Here is a 16,441-nt window from a genome sequence, read left to right on the forward strand (position 1 = left end):
GGGCGACGATGCGCCGGAGCCCCCCTGGGCCGGCCGTTGCAACATGCTTGGCGCATACCCCGCGAACGGGGCGGCGCGCCAATGGCGTGCCGCCCCCTGTGGTGACCTGTGCCCGTGTCAGGTGCGGGCGGTGGGGTCAGCCGCGGTGGTGTCCGCCGCGGCCCCAGGACTCGGTGTCGACGACGCGGCCGTGGTCGTTGCGCAGGGTGGCGGTGTCGGAGCGGTTGTCCCACATGTAGTGGTGGCGGTCCATGTAGAGGTCGGTGTCCGTGTCGCGGCCGACACCGGTGTGGATCCGGACCGTTGCCCGGCCGGCGAGGCGGACGTGGTCGAAGCGGTAGCGGTTGCCGTCACGGTCGCGCAGGGTCCAGCCGTCCAGGTTCACCGCGCGCCGGTGGCTGTTGGTGATCTCGATCCACTCGCGGTTCAGCGACCGGTTCGAGCGGGTGTCGGGGCCGGGGCTGTTGGCCTGGACGGCGCTGATCTCGACGCTCGTACGCTGCTGCCGGTCCCCGTCACGGTCATGGGCCACGGCCGGCAGGGCGGCGGCGGAAACGATGGCACCGGCCGCGAGAACGGTAGCGGCCAGACGGCGGGCGGAAGAAGCAGACATATGTGATGTCCCCTCGATCATGTGCACCACCACCCAAAACCGGGCTGGCGGTGCGGTGCGGGTCTCGGTCCCTGTCGGTGCCGAGGACCCAAACTCTGGACCGCCGAGCCTGCCGGTGGGGGGCGCCTGACTCGGCGTTACCAATTGCGGACATTTCCGTAACACACATATGTACCGCACATGAATGGACAGTTAGGCGTGAGCCTGACATTTACTGACAGCCACATCCACCCGTTGAACCGTAAACGGAAAGCGCTTACGCGCTCCGGCGCACCACCCCCCACGCCACCCAACCCACCACCCCCCAAGGGGGCCGGATCTTGGTAACAACCGTTCCGCACGTTGCTTCGCACACCTGTGCCTACACCGCAGAAGCGACCGAACAAGGAGGGAAGGCGCGGCTCCTGCGGCGAGGGGGTATCAACCCCAGACGCCCAATCCGACCAGCGCCTGCCCCGTAAACCCACGCTCATGCCCGCCCACGCCGCAGACCCTCCCACCGGACAGTCAGCAACTCACCGCGCCGACAGCCCGCGCAGCGAGTCCCGTTGCAGCCGACCGCAAGGGCAAAGCGTCCAGCCTTCGTCAGGATCAACCCCCACCAGGTTGGTCACGCCGTCATGCGAAGACGCTTGGACTCCCTTGGAACGCCATCACGTACGAGTTCTCGGCACGTCTTATAGGCGCCCTGGTCGGCTGGGCCGCTGGCGTCACGGAGCGTTCCGCCTTCGGCAGGTCGGCCACCAGATGCAGAGCAAGTCACAAGTCATCCGACACGATTGCCAGGGAGACGCTGACAAGGCGTCCGCACAGCTCCATCTACGAAGCCCTCCGCACAGACGGGAAGTTCACCGGCGTAGGCACGCACCAGTCGAGAACCGAGCGAAACCCCGAGTGCCGGCGCCGGCCGATCATCTGCGCCGGGGGGCCCGCCAACCCCCTGCCAATGTCCCAGGAGCAGCGACGCAACCCAGTTCGAGGCCCTGGGCACCGCCGACCACGAACAACTGCAAGCAGTAGCCTGTTCACTGCGCACTCCTGTTATCCGGCGGCGCGGGCGGATCGGGGAAGTCTCGGTTCGCCGCGGTGTAACCCGAGCGGCTCGTTGATTTTCCTAGTCGAGCGTGGAGCGAATCTCCGACGGCTTCTGCGCCAAGTCGCTTGTGTTGCACTGCAGTTACTCACTGGGGGACCGCAAATTTCGAGGGCTGGCTGGTGCACCCCCTGTCCTTGGCCCCGGTGCAGGTCAGTACTGCTGGCGCATCTTCCTTAGCTGGTGCAGTTGGGTCCACGGCAGGTCAATTGAACCTGTCGGTGCGGCCGAGACCCGCTTCCCATCTCACCCCGGCGCAGCCAACCGGGCTAACCTCCGGGACCGTTATGGTGAGCCGCCGAGTGGGGTGCGAGACGCCGCTGGCTTCCTCGTGGATGCTGATCAAGACACGTGATCAGCCCTGTACGTCCCAGGTCGGCTCGCCTACCTCGGACTTTCCCGCACCACGGCATTCATGCTTTGAGGAGCGTCATGCCACCCACCCCCGCTCCTTCTGTTTGGCTGCCCTCGCTGACCGGTTTGAGATTCGTTGCAGCTGCAGTGGTGTTCGTGGTCCACGCTGTGTATGGGAAGGCCAGAGAGGAGGGCGGTTGGCCGCCGGCTGGTCTCTTCCTTACAGGGACGGCCGCCGTTTCGCTCTTCTTCGTACTCAGTGGCTTTGTGCTGACCCTCTCGGCACGTGGACCGGGTACGGCTCGTTCCTTTTGGCGGCGGCGGTTCGCGAGGCTCTTCCCCAGCCATCTGGTCGTATTGGCGGCCCTCATGCTTCTCATGCGAGGGGCGGGCGTTGCCTGGCCCGGTGACGGCTTGCCGAACACGCCGCCCCCTTCCTTGCTGGGCGACCTGTCCAACGCCCTCTTGCTCAACACTCTGGTTCCACTGCCGCAGTTCCTCTTCGCCGGCAATCCTGTGACCTGGTCGCTCGCCTGCGAGCTGCTGTTCTACCTGCTGTTTCCGTGGCTCTTTCCGCTGGTTTCGCGGATCCCCTCACAGTGGCTGCCAGCCGTGGCTGTGGGCGCTGTGGCGGCGGTGTGGGCCGTCCCCACCGGGTCGCTGTGGCTCGGCGGGCCGCCTCTGCCGCAGGATTTCGTGGACGGCTCTCTCACCGGGCTCCAGATGTGGTGCGTGTACTCGTTCCCGTTGTGCCAACTGCCGCAGTTCATCCTGGGCATGATCCTGGCCAGAATGCACGCTGATGGAGTCGCTGTCCGGTTCGGCGTCGTGCCCTCCGCCGCGCTGCTGGGCGTGTGCCTGGTGACGGGTCTTGCGGTGCTGCCCCGGCCGTTTCTCTTCGCCGCGGCCACGATCATCCCGGTGGCATTGCTCGTTCGGGCTGTGGCTTCGCTGGACGCATGTGGGGCCAAATCCTGGCTGCGCACCCAGCCCTTGGTGTTCCTCGGCGACCTGACGTACGGCTTTTACCTGCTCCATGCGGCCGGGCTGGCGGTGGTCATGCACTACTGGGGTGGGTGGTCGGTGGTGGGTACTGTGGCCGCGTTCCTGCTGACCGTGTCGGCATCTTGGCTACTGCATGTTCTGGTCGAACGGCCCTGCTACCGGCGTTTGGCTGTCGCACGGGACCGGCCCGGCCGCCGAGAAGCACAACTTGCGGAATGCCCTGCTACCGAGCGAGTCGCAACCTGAAAGCTGGCGGAACAACTCGCACCTCCGCTCCGACTGTTCAGCAGGGTAAGCCGTTGCATCGACCGACAGTCGGCTGCCGCGGGCAACATGCAGAGGGGCAAGTCTCTTCAAGTACCGCCGACCGGCAGCCCATCACTACTGCCGCGCACGCCGGTCCAGGTGCGCGGGTCCAGGCCGGCGTCAAGGACTCAAACTCGCGCGGCGAGGATCGCCAGCTTGACGAGGCGGACCACGCGCCAAGCTTTGCGTCCCGGCCATGCGCTGGCGCACGCCTCCAGACCCGACCTGCGGGCGGAGAAGGTTACCGGTAGGCCAGCCAGAAGAGGCCTTGGGGCGGTCGGCGGTCCCGCCACCGAGTGAGCAGAGCTTCAGTCAGCCCGGCGATGGTCGTGGTCCCGGCGATGAACTCGGCGGGGCGCTTGCATCCGAGGCGCGGCCCGGCGCGGCGGCCAGGCCGTCCAAACCACAAGGGCATTTCCGGCAGCATGGGGGCACTTCCTTGGCGAGGCAGGAGCGGATCAGGATCACCATGACCGCAGGCCATCTCCCGCGCTCCGCTGACGCCGAGACGCAGACAGTGCAGTAACCTCTCCAGAACCCAGACTGACTGAATGGTCGCTCTTCGTAATTGCTCATTGGGCAAGGAAAGAGGCACGAATGCAGTCCCCGGCCCCAGTTGATCTCACGGGAGTCGCAGAAACTGGGTTGTGGACTGTCTACCACCGGGCAGCCGAGGCGGCCCACCATGACACCGTGCTGCCCGACCCTCAAGCGGTACGGCTGGTGGCCCAGCTGGACTTCCCATTCCGCGAACGGCTCGGTCCCGCCCGATCCTGGGTGTCCCAGGCCATCGCGCTGCGAGCCCTCGCGTTCGACGGTGCAGTGCGTACGTTCCTCGCCGCACACCCCGACGGCACCGTGATCGCACTCGGCGAAGGTCTGGAGACGACATTCTGGCGGGTGGACAACGGCCGGGTGCAGTGGGTCTCCGTTGATTTGGCCGATCCACTTGAGCTGCGCACACGGCTGCTGCCGCAAGAAAGGCGGCAGGTGCACATCCCATGCGACATTAGTCGCGACCCCGACAGCCGCTGGATGGAGAGCGTAGACACCTCACGCGGCGTACTTGTCACCGCCCAGGGGCTGTTGATGTACCTGCACCCGTCGCGGGTACGCAAACTGATCGCCGCCTGCGCGGAATCCTTCCCCGGCGGCACGATGATCTTCGATACCGTCTCGCGCCGATTCAGTGCAAGGTGCCGGGCCGGTAGGAAAGGCCCAGGCGGCTACAGACTCCCCCCGATGCCCTGGGGAATGGACCCTGACGGACACCAGAAGCTGCAAGCCGCCCACCCCGCTGTCACGGCGATCCGGGACGTTCCCCTCCCTGTCGGCCGTGGAATCACAGGGCACATGCTTTCCTGGGCTTCAGGACTACCTCTCCTGCGGAATAACCGACCGATCATCACCAGCCTGGACTTTCGACCTTCGCCTTCGAGACCATCCGCCTGACCGATACCGGCGCGAGGGTTTTCGCCCCCGCCAAGTGATCGTGAGCTCATCGGGGGCACGGCCGCAGCCGTCCTCGGCAGCGCTGTCCCGCGCAGCATGCATGAAACGCGGTCACACTCAGAATGTGGGTCATGCTCCGACGTGGTCGAGGGCTCGGCATGCGTATCAGGTCAGCGCCCGATTGTGGTCAGCGACGCATGAGCCTCGACCCGTTCGCCGAGCACCCCCACAGCGACGGCCTCCCCCTTCCGCGTGAACGTCCGGCGTCAGACATACCTATCCGACCGAAACCGCTTCAGTGCCCACCCGGGCCGGGAGGTGCAACGCCACATCCGCGGGTGCGAACAGGGGTGGACTGCACGTCCAGGGTCTCGCGCCCCCCTGCCAGCCGGGCTCCTGAGGAGCACCATGAAGGTGTGACTACATCGTGCGAACCAGGACGGGGCCCGGCTCTGGAAGCGCTGGATCGGTTGGACGCGGTGCGACTAACCGAGCAGCTGCGTGCCGCCATCAGCGAGGCGCGGCAGGCGGCCGCACTACTGGCGCAGCGGGTGCGGGAAGCGCACCAGCGGAGGGCGTGGGTGTCGCTGGGGCACAGTGGGTGGGGTGAGTACGCGCAAGCAGAGCTCGGGATTAGCCCGGCACAGGCAAACCGGTTGATCGACATCGCGGAGTCGACCGAAGGGCTGAGCAAGGCTATCGGCGCGGCCGGTCTCCTGACCGGAGTGTCGCCCTCGGGAAACACGGACACGGCTGGCATGCCGGACCTGGGACTGTCGCAGCGGGCGCTGCGCGAAGTGCACGGCCGGCTCGACGAGCTCACCACCCTCGTCACCGAACGGCTCACCACAGCCCGGCCGACCGGACAGGCCGAGTGGTCCACAGTTCGCTACATCGTGAACCAGGTCGTCGACGAACTCCGCCGCGAACCGCTCCCCACAGCCAGCGGCACCGCCGACGACAACGGCCTGAGTGACGGCGGCACGCTGGAACGGGCACCCACCAACACCGAGCAGCAACCCATCTGCACCAACGCAATCCGGCACCTGGTCGACGAGCTGGCCACCGTCGGCGGCCGACTGGGGGAGATCGCGCTCAAACTCGCCCCGCCGTACTGGTCCGAGGAGGAGGCGCTCGACAACATCCTCACCCTGTTCGCCGACGACATCGGCAGCGACCCTGACACCGTCCTCGCCCTACGCCGCTACGCCCTCACTGGCGACCGCCGCGCCCTGGAAGGCACCTGGCTCTGACCACGGGGCAAGAGGCCCCATGGTTCTGCTGCCGCCACGCGTCGGCTTGCCCCCATCAATCTCGAGGCCGCGCATCAATACCGGTTCCGAGCTTCAGGCATTTCCGCCAGGAGGTGGCTGGCAGTAGCTCCGGACAACCCGAGACCTGCAAGGAAGCCCCGGACACCATGGAGGTCGACATGGGAACGCCTGAAGCGGATCCGCCGAGCAGCACCGCGATCCTGGAGTTGGCACAACTACAACCTCAGGGTCGACCCGGCTCCCGGCCCGCCTGCCAGGCCTGGCCGGGAGCGCGGCCCCGTCGCCCTTCTCTAAGGAGCTGAACCAGTGTCCGCGCCTCGATGCCAGCATGCAATCACCCGGACACAGAGCGTGTCGGCGCCCACAGTCAGGGCTTACCTGGAGCGTCGCAGCCCCGGCCGCTGCTCCCAGCACTGCGGCGATAGGCGGTCCTCGCCGCAATGCGCCCGTGCGCCCTGCTCGACGACCGCCCACATTGTCGATCGCGCTACCTACAGCGCCGCGGTCGCGGGGTGGAAACCGCATGCAACACAGGGGACGCCACCACGGCGGTTACGGCTGATCCACCTCTCTCGGGCAGAGGCGCCAGGCCAGGCTCGTGTACCTCAGCCGCCTGCAGAACCGATTAACCACTAGGCTGAATTACGCCAAATGCGACAACGCGGCCACCCGTTTGCCGCGCATCCCGCCCAACCAACCTGCCGTTGGACGGAGCATGACGGAGTTAAGCCCCATGGCCACCGCAAGGCCCCACCCGCTCCCCATCAGGGACACCAATCGCACGGTTGGCATGGGAGCCTGGACGCTCGCGCCGACCGACGGACATCCCGACCTGGGAACCAGCGCACCCACGCACGACACAGAGCGGCGCATCGCCCTGCGCCCCTCCGTCACCCTCCTCGAGCACCTTCTAACCCGTCTGCAGCTCCTCGAAGCCAACCTCGGCGCTGACGGTGAGCATGACAGTCAACTCAGCCGGCGGGCTGTTCATGGCTGAGTCGCGCGGCCGTCACAGCCGCGTCGATCCGCCCACGCCTGCAAGCCCTGCTGGTAGCTGGTCGCACCCGACGGACTCGCAACCCCAGGCCAGTGGCTGGGAGCGCCCTGCGACCTTGGTCGAACAGCTGGACGTGCACTGGGATCCGGCGGAAGAGCTCGCCGACCTGTTGCACGAAGCGATCGAAACCGAGGCGACCGCCAGTCGCCTACCGGTGGATGTCGCCGAATCGCCGGCCACCGAAGGCGTCGGCACTGCCATGGGGGGCCTTGCCGAGATCACCGCCGAGCTGGCTCCACTGCGCCCCTCCCCCTCTCGGCGCCGCCGCGCGCCCCGCAAGAGGAGACGGGCGATGCGAGCGCTGCGGACGACGAGCTTCTTTCTCGCCGCGCTCGCCGCTGTCATGGTTTCCATGGTCTGTGTCTTCGGCGGCATGGTCGCCTACGACCCGCTGCGCCACCTCGTCAGGCACCGCACGTCCGCAGGAGTGGTCGGGTGGTGGCCGCTACTGGTGTACGGACCGTGGATGGTCGCCTCGCTGTCGATCCTGCGCGCCGCCCTCCACCGCCGCCGCGCGGCCCACTCCTGGGCCGTCGTGCTGCTGTTCTCCACTGTGTCCATGCTCTTGTGCGTAGCTCAGGCGCCACACACGCCGGTGGACGCGGCAACCGCCGCGCTTCCCTCACTGGCCGCCCTGGTCTGCTTCCAGCAACTGGTCCGGCAAATCACCCTCACTCGGCCACCCCGCCAGGCCAACCCCCGCCACCGCGACCGCACGTCACCCGCCCGGCGCCCTGCGGATCGCACCCGGACCGCGACCTGACGAACCGGGGTTAGATCAAGTGAGGTAGGCCGCTACGAGCTGTCCCCACATGCGGGGGCAACCAACGCTGGCCGCGCCAGCTGCCGCCCAGTCGTGCTGCACCTGAGCACGACGTGCGGGCCAACACCGGACGGAAGACAGAGTCGGCCCCCAACGCCTGGCGCCGCCCGCCGACAAGATCCACGACGCGGTCCCCGCGCTCCCGGCCGGACACCTTGCTCGACCTCGCCCCTCCGCCGCTACCGGTGCCAGGCACCAGAGGTGGGCGTCGAGGCGGAGGAGGCCACCGAGGGCGGCGGGCTGGTCCGAAGCGGAGCCGGTGCGAGGGAGGTAGCCATCGAGGTAGGCGGTGAGGATCTCGGCATCGGCGTGGGTGCCGAGGCGGGCCAGGGGGAAACTGTAGGCTGCCGGAGTAGCAGTCCTCGCTGGCAGGAGGAGATCACCAAGGCGCTCCCGGAAGCGGTAGCGCCGGTGGTCCGAGCCCCTGGCGGTCAGCTGCCCGAAGCCGCCAAGGGAGGGCAGTCCGTTGATGATGGCGGGGATGGCGTCGGAGCCGATGTCGATCAGTTCTGCGCGGGCGTCATACGACGGGCCGGTCGAGTCATCGAGCTGCTGGATAAGTCTCTCGATGTACGTGATCATGGGTGGTCCCGGCGCCAGAAGGTGGGGAGCCACCAACAGAGCACCGAGCGGTCATCGGGCCACGGGGCGCGGTCCTCGACCTCCCAGTCCTCGAAGGAGTCGCGCGTCGAGTCGATGGGGCGCCAGGCGGGGTCGATGGGCTCGTCCTCGGCCGGAGGACGGACGTACTGGCGGCCATGCTGGTCGCAGGCACCGAAGTTCTGGTAGTTGCGCTGAGCCTCGATCAGAAAGACCTTGTTCGCTCCGCTGCCCATGGTCGGCCAGCGGAACTGGACCCCGTCGTCCTCCCAGAAGCAGACGGGGGCATATCTCGTAGGAGCCGGGCATGTCGTCGAGCACGCGGTGCCCGCAGCAGGGACAGGGGTAGGAGTCGCTCACCTGCGCAGTCTCGTTGCATGTCCCGCCGGTCTGCCATGGATTTCTCTGCCTAGGGACACCCGACCCACAGCCTGTCCGCGGGACACCTCTAAACGGCCGTCGGAAACCAACGCATGCCAACGCCGAAGCGCCAGGTCAGAGCCACAGATGGAGGCGACCATACCGACTTCGCCGTCCTACAGGCGGCCGAGGCCTTCCGGACAGGCGCCGGCAAGCGAAGTCGTTGGCCAGCCTCTCCGGGCCTGTTCGAGATCATGATCAGTCTCAGCGCGACATCCGGTACCGCAACCAGTCCACGCCCCACTCCGGCGACTGGCCGCTGACTCCCCCTCGCCGACGACGTCCACAACCAGCCCGATCGGAACGATCGACGTCAGCAAGCAGGGCACTCTGCAGGCCGTACCGCTCTTCAGCCGGTCCCAGTGAGCAGCAAAATGATCGATATGCGCCAGGGAAGACCGATCTCTGGCGCCAGGTAGTCAGGGCGGTATGCCCGGCGGCATACTCGGAGAATGGCAGACACCAGCGTCAAGATCGACGACATCACCAGGGACAGGCTCAAGGCTCTGGCCGACAGTGCCGGCATGTCAATGAAGGACTACATAGCCAAGGTGGCCGCTGAGAAGGAGCACGAAAAGCTGCTCGACACCGCCACGGCCGCGTTCCGCCGGGTCATCGGCGAGCCCGGCATCCTGGACCGCTTCGACGCCGAGTTCGGGGGCCTCCCGTCGGCGGCCGCGCACGAGACCCAGCGGGCGGCCTGAATCTGTGGAGCTGCTCGTCGATTACCGATGGCTGCTGGCCCGCCAGGAAGACATCCTCTGCACGGACCTCACGGTGAATGATCTGAGCGTGCTCGTCGGCATGGCCGCGCGACATCGCGTCGACCCGCCGAGGCTCGACCACAGCCCCCCGGACGCCTTCTGGCGGGCCGCCGTCTTCCTGGAGGAGTGCGTGCTGCTGCGCCCGCTCCCCGCCCGCAACGAGGCTTACGGCTACGGCGTCGCCGTCGCCTATTTGAAGGCGTCTGGCGAAAGCGTCGACACAAAGTACGAGCTGTGGCGCGACCTGATCAACGACATTCGCATCCTGCGCCTGGACTCGTACGGCATTGCTGAGCATCTGCGATCTTTCCGGTTCCAGCACTGAGACGGTGACGCGGCGAGAAGTCAGCGCTGGCCAGCGCGTGACGTGCGCTCGCTTCAAGTTCCCGCTGAGACTTGGGAGCATGCTGTCGAGCAACCGCAGCCCAGTTGACCGAATTCGTATGGCGAGGTTCGCCCCGGGGACCGGCTAGTGACTTCCAGCGATTGTTGGCAGCTGCCCACTAAGCGGCCGGTCGCAGAATCCAGTTAATTGCGGTTGCCCTGATTACTTAGGGGCGTTGGCGAACCCCAACAGTTCTAGTTGTAGCCGTTGTTTTCCCCAGGACGTGAACGGGCCGGACCCCGGGGCCGACCTGGTCCGATGCGGGGCACGGCCTCGTGCTCCTGCTCGTGGGTGGAGCCAGGGCTGGGCGGAGGTTCCGGGGTTTCGCGTCGCTGGAGGAGGACCAACGGGGCGCTCCACCTCTCCGGAGTCCACCAACCACGGGAGGGTGCGGCCGCGGGCTTCTGAAGGCCGGATCTCTGCCAGACATGACATTCGGAGCGTCGGGAGGCCGTGGACAGCGCCGAGAGATAGACAAGGCGGCGTGACCGACAACGAGCCGGACGTCGACGCTAAGGGCGGCCCTCTGCCTGAGGTGTGCAACCTGTGCAACGTGGTGATCTCGGATGGCGCGGAGGCCTCGTGCGGGACTCGTCCGCGATCATGCCCACGACTCGCAGTTCGACGGGCAGCGTCTGATCGTCGCGTGCTCGCCCGATCATCTGGACGAGCTGATCGAACAGGTCAAGCGCCGGCCGTTCCTGGATGACGAGCTGTGGGCCGGGAAGATCGCCCGGGTGCTGCAACAGCATCCCGGGGTCGTCAGCGCGAAGGAACTGGCCGAGAAGACCGGGTTGAGCCAGGCCCAGGTCAGGGTCGGGGTGAAGTGGCAGAAGCTGGAGCTCAACTGTTGGCACGAGCAGTGCGGCGAAAAGGGCAGCCCACAGGACGACAAGTAGTCAGGCGGCCTGGGCACGGCTCGGGGCCGACCACCAATGCGGCCGGCCCCTGGAGGTTGAGCTGAACCTTTTCTCCCCTTATAGCAAGAATACGACCACTATCGTCCGCTTAGCAAGCCACGTGATCAGGTTCCTCGCCGGCAGGGCCTTGGGTAGACAGTGACCGTCGCACCATTCTGGAGTTTGTTGTCCGCCGAACGCGTGAGTGCAATCTCCGCCCCGGACCGCGTCATGAGGGCCCTGCCTCCTCAGGTCACTCACGCCCCGTTACCGTCTTCGTGGCCTCGCAATGAGGCTCCCGGCCTTCGGCCCCGGTATGACTTGAGCCCCCGGTCGAGATGATCGAAAAGGTGGTGTCGCCGGTGCCGGAGGCATTGGCAGACCGCTGATTAGAGGCACGAGCGCCGATCTCCTGAAGGGGTGAGGCAGTCTCTTCGTAACGTGGATGCCGGCACGCTGATGCCGCAGGTGAGGCCGGGGAAAACGCGAGCACGGGAGCGACGGGCGTGACGGACGAAACTGCGATCGACGTCTATCTGGGTCTGGATGTCGGCAAGGGTGAACACCATGCCACCGCCGTCAATCGCGCTGGGAAGAAGGTGTTCGACAAAGCCGCTGCCCAACAGCGAACCGCAGCTGAGGGAGCTGTTCCAGAGGCTCCGGGCCAGGCACGGAACGGTGTTGGTAGTCGTCGATCAGCCGGCTTCTATCGGAGCTCTGCCCCTGGCGGTCGCTCGGGACGCGGACTGCCTCGTCGCCTACTTGCCCGGGCTCACGATGCGACGAATCGCCGATCTCTACCCTGGTGAGGCCAAGACCGATGCCCGCGACGCGTTCATCATCGCGGACGCCGCCAGAGCGATGCCCCACACACTGCGAACGATCGATGCCACTGACGAGAAGGTCGCCGAGCTCGCGATGATCGCGGGGTTCGACGACGACCTGGCGGGCGAGGCCACCCGGATCGCCAACCGGCTCCGCGGCCTGCTCACCCAGATCCACCCGTCGCTGGAACGGGTATTGGGGCCACGCATCCAGCATCCGGCCGTGCTCAAACTGCTGGACCAGTTCGGCTCCCCGGCACAGATCCGCAAAGCCGGAAGAGGACGGCTGGTCACCCTGATACGGCCGAAGGCGCCGCGGATGGCCGAACGGCTGGTCGAGGACACCTTCACCGCACTCGACGAACAGACCGTCGTCGTCCCGGGCACCGCCGCCGCCGCTCTGATCATCCCCAGCCTCGCCAACTCCCTCCAGTCCGTCCTGGACCAGCGCAAACTCCTCGCCAAACGGATCGAGGAACTCCTGGAGGCCCACCCTCTTTCCCAGGTCCTGATCTCCATGCCCGGCATCGGGGTCAGGACCGCGGCCCACATTCTCATCGACGTCGGTGACGGCAGCGGCTTCGCCACCGCCGGTCACCTTGCCTCCTACGCCGGCCTGGCGCCCGTGACCCGAAGTTCAGGCTCCTCGATCCGCGGTGAGCACCCCTCCAGGCGCGGCAACAAACAGCTCAAGCGGGCCTTCTACCTCGCCGCGTTCGCCTCGCTCTCCCAACCCGAGTCACGCGCCTACTACGACCGCAAACGCAAGGAAGGAAAACACCACGTCGCAGCCCTCGTCGCACTGGCCCGACGACGCATCGACGTCCTTTACGCCATGCTCCGAGACGGCACCTTTTACCAGCCACCCACACCGGCTACGGCTTGACGAAAACCATAGAGGCACCTTTTGGGCCAGCAAGCGGCACGGAGACTGTCCCGTCCGTGCGCCGCTATGCCCTCACGGGCTACCGCCGCGTCCCAGACCGCACCGGCCCTGCCCCTCCGCGACTGCGGCCTGGGCGCTCTTGGTCATGCCGTCCGCGTGGGGGAAACGCGCTGGAGGGCCGGCACAGTCGCCTTGGCTGCAGAGCAAGTCGTCCAGGAAGGCAGCGTGGACCGGAAGGCAGGGAGGCATACGAGCCGAGACATGCCCCTGCAGCGGGACGCGCGCGGCGCCAACGGCAGCGCTGTCGGACGGTCATGTCTCTCTGCTGGCGGTGACAGGTATGGCAGGTCAGCTGCGCACAGAGAGCCGTCGGCGCAGGCGCGGCGTCGACAGTGCACGCCGGAGGAGGCGGAGCGCGGCGGTGGCGCGCTTCGACGCGCAGGCGCAGGCCCCCGAGGGATGGGGGTGGCACAGACGGCGGGGTGCTCCCGTGTCACCGGGACGGGGGTGTGTACAGCCCCCGGCGGGCGGCGATGGAGGCCAAGCAAGGCGAGGGTGGCGCATAGGGACATGCAGGAGCCGGCCAGCCAGGCATTGGTGAAGTTTCTGTTGACGAACCCTTGCGTAACCCGTAACAAGAGGTGACAACATGTGACCACCAGTAATGGGCTGGCGGCGCGAATCCGTGCTGCGGCCAGCCCGAAATACAGGGGTGGTCCGTATGGGCAGCACCACGCGTGCGATGGAATGGCTGGCGGACGCGGCGTTGGATCCGGTCGCGTGCAGCAGGCAGTGGCGGCGCCATCAGCCGAATGTCGTCCTGCTTCCGGCCGGCCGCCGGTGGGATGTCGTGATCACCCCCGAGCACCTGGGCTTCGCTCTTCTGCGGGGCATAAGCGCCTGCCGCCTACGGCCGGGGCCGGTCCTTCTCGACGCCTGCGCCAAACTCACCGGCTTCTTTGTGCCCCCGGGCACCACAGCCTGCTGGTTAGCCTCCGGCATCCGCTGCGCCGGCGCAGGCGCCTGGATCGCCACCCCGTGGCCGCGGCCTGCACCCGGGCGTCTGCAATGGCTCGTCCTACCGGACGGGACCGGCGCCCTCAACGACCTGACCGCGCTCGAACACCTTCTGCACGACGCAACAACTCGCTACTTGGCCAGCACCGATGCCGTCAAGAGTGGGCGGGTCCGGTGAGCAGCTCTGTCAGCATCGCGCCTGCCCCGCCACCCTGAAAGGGGGCGGGCAGGTGAATTTCATTCTTGCTGGAAGGGGAACCCAGCAACGCATGATCGAGCCCTACGCACTGTCTGCCGACGCCCGCGAATTCCACTGCCTTCCATCAACCACCCAAGCCCAACGGTGCTCCCTGTACGGTGAACTCCGCTTCTACCTCTGATCTTGCGCAGTGCTCCACCCTCGACTCGCGGTCCGCAACGGCTACCACCAGCCCCAGAAGCTCACCACCGCGGCCGGGGCGGTCGAGGTGCAGGCCCCGCGGGTGAACGACCGAAGAGCGCATCCGTCAACTCGTCGAACAACATGGAACGGCGCGGACGGCAGTGATCGGCGCGAACGTCATGGCCTCCGAGCAGGACGCCACGGCGCTTCTGCCCGCATCCGACTATCGACGCGTCTTCAGCCTGGTCGAGCTGGAGCTGGGCGATCTGCAGCAGTTTCCCGAGCCGGCCAGCGAACTGCCGACCGGATACGGACGGGCCCGATCGGGACCAGCCACTATGGTGCGCCTGGAGGACGCGGTCGTCGATTCGTCTGCGGAACCGGTTCCCCTCAGAAATGGCCTCTCCAGGACTTCGTCGACACCGCCGACCCGGCATGCTGGAGGGCTGCCTGGAACGGGCAGGACATGGTCGGCATCGCCCTCTGCTCCATCCGCCGTCACGACCACACTGTGGGCGAGGTCGAGAGCTGAGTGTCCGAACGGACCAGCAACGCCTGGGAGTCGGCCGGGCCCGGCTGCTGGAAGGGCTGCGAAACCTTCGCGAGCAGGGTGCAACAACCGCCCGGCTGTACACCGGCACCGCAAACCCTCACCAGTCCAACGACCTTTACGAGACGTGGGGTTCCGGCGGCAGAACGAGTACGTCCGTTACCGCAAGCCGCTCGCTTGACCAACCCGTCATCGGGCTGTCCAGTCAATCCAAAGGATTTGACAATGCCTCCCGGATGCCTCCTCAGCTACCACCACAGGCAGCTATATCCCTTGAGCGCCGACGCGGCGGACGCCGATCAGCGGTGCGCCGCTCGTCCCAATTCTGTGACAGCTCGCCGTGCCGCCATCACCTCGACGCTGCGCGCACGTTGTCAGACAATGAACCGAAATGACGACGCGGACCCCGTCGAGCCTCTCAACATTTGGCCCAGACATGTCCCGCCACCCCAAGAGCCGGTGACCGAGGCAGCCAGGGTGACTCGCGCACTGCGATACCTACGACTTCTGCTTCTCACCGTGGCCATCCTCGCCGCCGTTCTCAGCTTCGCCACAGCACTGGCTGACCTCGCCCGGCCCTGACCACCCCTCCACTCCAGTCAGCCCCGCTGTCGGCATACAGATCCAGCGCACAGCCGAATAACGCGAACCTACACAGCGAGCCGTAGGTCGGTCGTGTCCCTCGCTCACCGCCCGCGCCCGAATACCTGCCGGGCGCCCTGGCTGCTCAGTCCGCTCAGGGTGCCATCCTCCCGGCGGGCTGATCGCGACGCAATGACTCTCCGGGTCAGGGTCGTGCCCGGCGGCGTTGACGGTAGTAGGAGATGGCGATCGCAACGAGCAGACGTCTCCGCCTCCCCCTGCCAGGAGTACTACGGGGGCTCGGGCAGGTAGGGCGGCCATGTCGAGACTCTCGTCGGTGTCCGGGCACGTTTCACCTTCACACCGAAGGCAGCTCAGTCCTGCGCCGTGGTGTTCCGGCCCTCGCCGGGTCTTGAGGAGTGGGCTTGCCCGACTTCCGCCTCACGCAGCTTTGTGCACCACCGACACTCCTCGTGGTCTCCCTCGGGAGCCCCGCGCCGAGAGGCGCCAATCAGCCCTGCGTTGCTTCCGATGCGGTACTCATCATGCGAGTGATTCATGCCGCACCCAACGCCGTACGCTGCCGAACGGTACGGGACAAGACTGTTCTCCCACACCGCTGTGACCAGCACACCGTAAAACCGTGATCGCGTAACAGCCCTGCCACGGAGCCTTCGGGCAACCACCGCCGCCCCGAAACATGACCGCACCCCCGACACCCCCTTCAACTAGCCGCGCTGCGAACCTTCCGCAACAGGGCTTCGGGTGAGCCGCAAGCAACAGGTTCCACCAGCCCTCACGGACACGACCGCCCCATGCCTGCCCGCTGTGAACCAGGACCTGCGTCCGAACGGCACACCGGTTGACAGCGGGGTAATGGGCCGGACGTTGGCCGACCGGCTCATGCCCCGTCAGCTTCCGTCCTGTGCGGTAGCAGGCAAGGCGTTGCCGGTCGCGGGCCAGCGCCTCACCTTCCCTGGCCGTCCGCCTACAGACGCTGCTGGTGGCGGTGTGCAGTGTGCAGTGGCAAGCGTCTCAAGGAGCATCCGCATGCATGGCCCCGTGACAGCACTCTGGCACCTCATCAACACACTCGCCGAGCAGTCCCTCACCGTTCCCGGCGACGGCGGCTGACGGCGCTCAGTAGATACGGTT

Annotated in this window: 11 protein-coding genes and 2 pseudogenes; 9 read left to right on the forward strand and 4 right to left on the reverse strand. The window is 66.8% G+C overall.

From position 1 onward, the window contains the following. Positions 1-136 precede the first annotated feature (136 nt). Complete coding sequence (locus AS594_RS38100; protein WP_069936110.1) at positions 137-613, reverse strand: lamin tail domain-containing protein; 477 nt, start codon at positions 611-613, stop codon at positions 137-139. 1,525 nt (positions 614-2,138) lie between these two features. Here AS594_RS38100 and AS594_RS38105 point away from each other — a divergent pair. The 4 genes from AS594_RS38105 to AS594_RS38120 all read left to right on the forward strand — a co-directional run bounded on the left by AS594_RS38105 (position 2,139) and on the right by AS594_RS38120 (position 7,917). Beyond that, positions 2,139-3,311, forward strand: coding sequence for an acyltransferase family protein (locus AS594_RS38105; RefSeq protein WP_079148550.1), 1,173 nt, complete (start codon positions 2,139-2,141; stop codon positions 3,309-3,311). A 657-nt stretch (positions 3,312-3,968) separates the two neighbouring features. After that, positions 3,969-4,823, forward strand: coding sequence for a class I SAM-dependent methyltransferase (locus tag AS594_RS42200; RefSeq protein WP_079148551.1), 855 nt, complete (start codon positions 3,969-3,971; stop codon positions 4,821-4,823). 479 nt (positions 4,824-5,302) lie between these two features. Beyond that, positions 5,303-6,076, forward strand: a complete 774-nt coding sequence (locus AS594_RS38115; protein WP_141747242.1) for a hypothetical protein — start codon at positions 5,303-5,305, stop codon at positions 6,074-6,076. 1,133 nt (positions 6,077-7,209) lie between these two features. Further along, a complete protein-coding gene (locus AS594_RS38120) occupies positions 7,210-7,917 on the forward strand; it encodes a DUF2637 domain-containing protein (protein ID WP_069934092.1) in 708 nt (235 codons plus the stop codon). A gap of 15 nt (positions 7,918-7,932) precedes the next feature. Here AS594_RS38120 and AS594_RS46970 read toward each other — a convergent pair whose 3' ends face one another. The 3 genes and pseudogenes from AS594_RS46970 to AS594_RS47710 form a co-directional block, all read right to left on the reverse strand. Next, a complete protein-coding gene (locus tag AS594_RS46970; protein WP_069936113.1) occupies positions 7,933-8,559 on the reverse strand; it encodes a DUF6000 family protein in 627 nt (208 codons plus the stop codon). Continuing rightward, a complete protein-coding gene (locus tag AS594_RS38130) occupies positions 8,556-8,813 on the reverse strand; it encodes a CPCC family cysteine-rich protein (protein WP_338120229.1) in 258 nt (85 codons plus the stop codon). Before AS594_RS38130 ends, AS594_RS46970 begins: the two co-directional genes overlap by 4 nt. Before the next feature lie 76 nt (positions 8,814-8,889). Then, positions 8,890-8,937 (reverse strand): annotated as a pseudogene (locus AS594_RS47710) (CPCC family cysteine-rich protein); the annotation flags it as partial. A gap of 512 nt (positions 8,938-9,449) precedes the next feature. Here AS594_RS47710 and AS594_RS38135 point away from each other — a divergent pair. The 5 genes and pseudogenes from AS594_RS38135 to AS594_RS38155 all read left to right on the forward strand — a co-directional run bounded on the left by AS594_RS38135 (position 9,450) and on the right by AS594_RS38155 (position 13,950). Beyond that, on the forward strand, positions 9,450-9,701 hold the full coding sequence (locus tag AS594_RS38135; RefSeq protein ID WP_069931010.1) for an antitoxin MazE7: 252 nt from the start codon (positions 9,450-9,452) through the stop codon (positions 9,699-9,701). A 4-nt stretch (positions 9,702-9,705) separates the two neighbouring features. Continuing rightward, positions 9,706-10,086 carry a toxin Doc gene (locus AS594_RS38140; RefSeq protein WP_069934094.1) on the forward strand — a complete coding sequence of 127 codons (381 nt, stop codon included), beginning with the start codon at positions 9,706-9,708 and terminating at the stop codon, positions 10,084-10,086. A gap of 626 nt (positions 10,087-10,712) precedes the next feature. Further along, positions 10,713-11,045 carry a winged helix-turn-helix domain-containing protein gene (locus AS594_RS38145; protein ID WP_069936114.1) on the forward strand — a complete coding sequence of 111 codons (333 nt, stop codon included), beginning with the start codon at positions 10,713-10,715 and terminating at the stop codon, positions 11,043-11,045. Positions 11,046-11,551: 506 nt separating this feature from the next. After that, positions 11,552-12,755 (forward strand): annotated as a pseudogene (locus tag AS594_RS38150) (IS110 family RNA-guided transposase). A 721-nt stretch (positions 12,756-13,476) separates the two neighbouring features. Continuing rightward, complete coding sequence (locus tag AS594_RS38155; protein ID WP_069934096.1) at positions 13,477-13,950, forward strand: hypothetical protein; 474 nt, start codon at positions 13,477-13,479, stop codon at positions 13,948-13,950. The last annotated feature ends 2,491 nt before the right edge of the window (positions 13,951-16,441 follow it).

The organism is Streptomyces agglomeratus (assembly GCF_001746415.1).
GTDB classification, from domain to species: Bacteria; Actinomycetota; Actinomycetes; order Streptomycetales; family Streptomycetaceae; genus Streptomyces; species Streptomyces agglomeratus.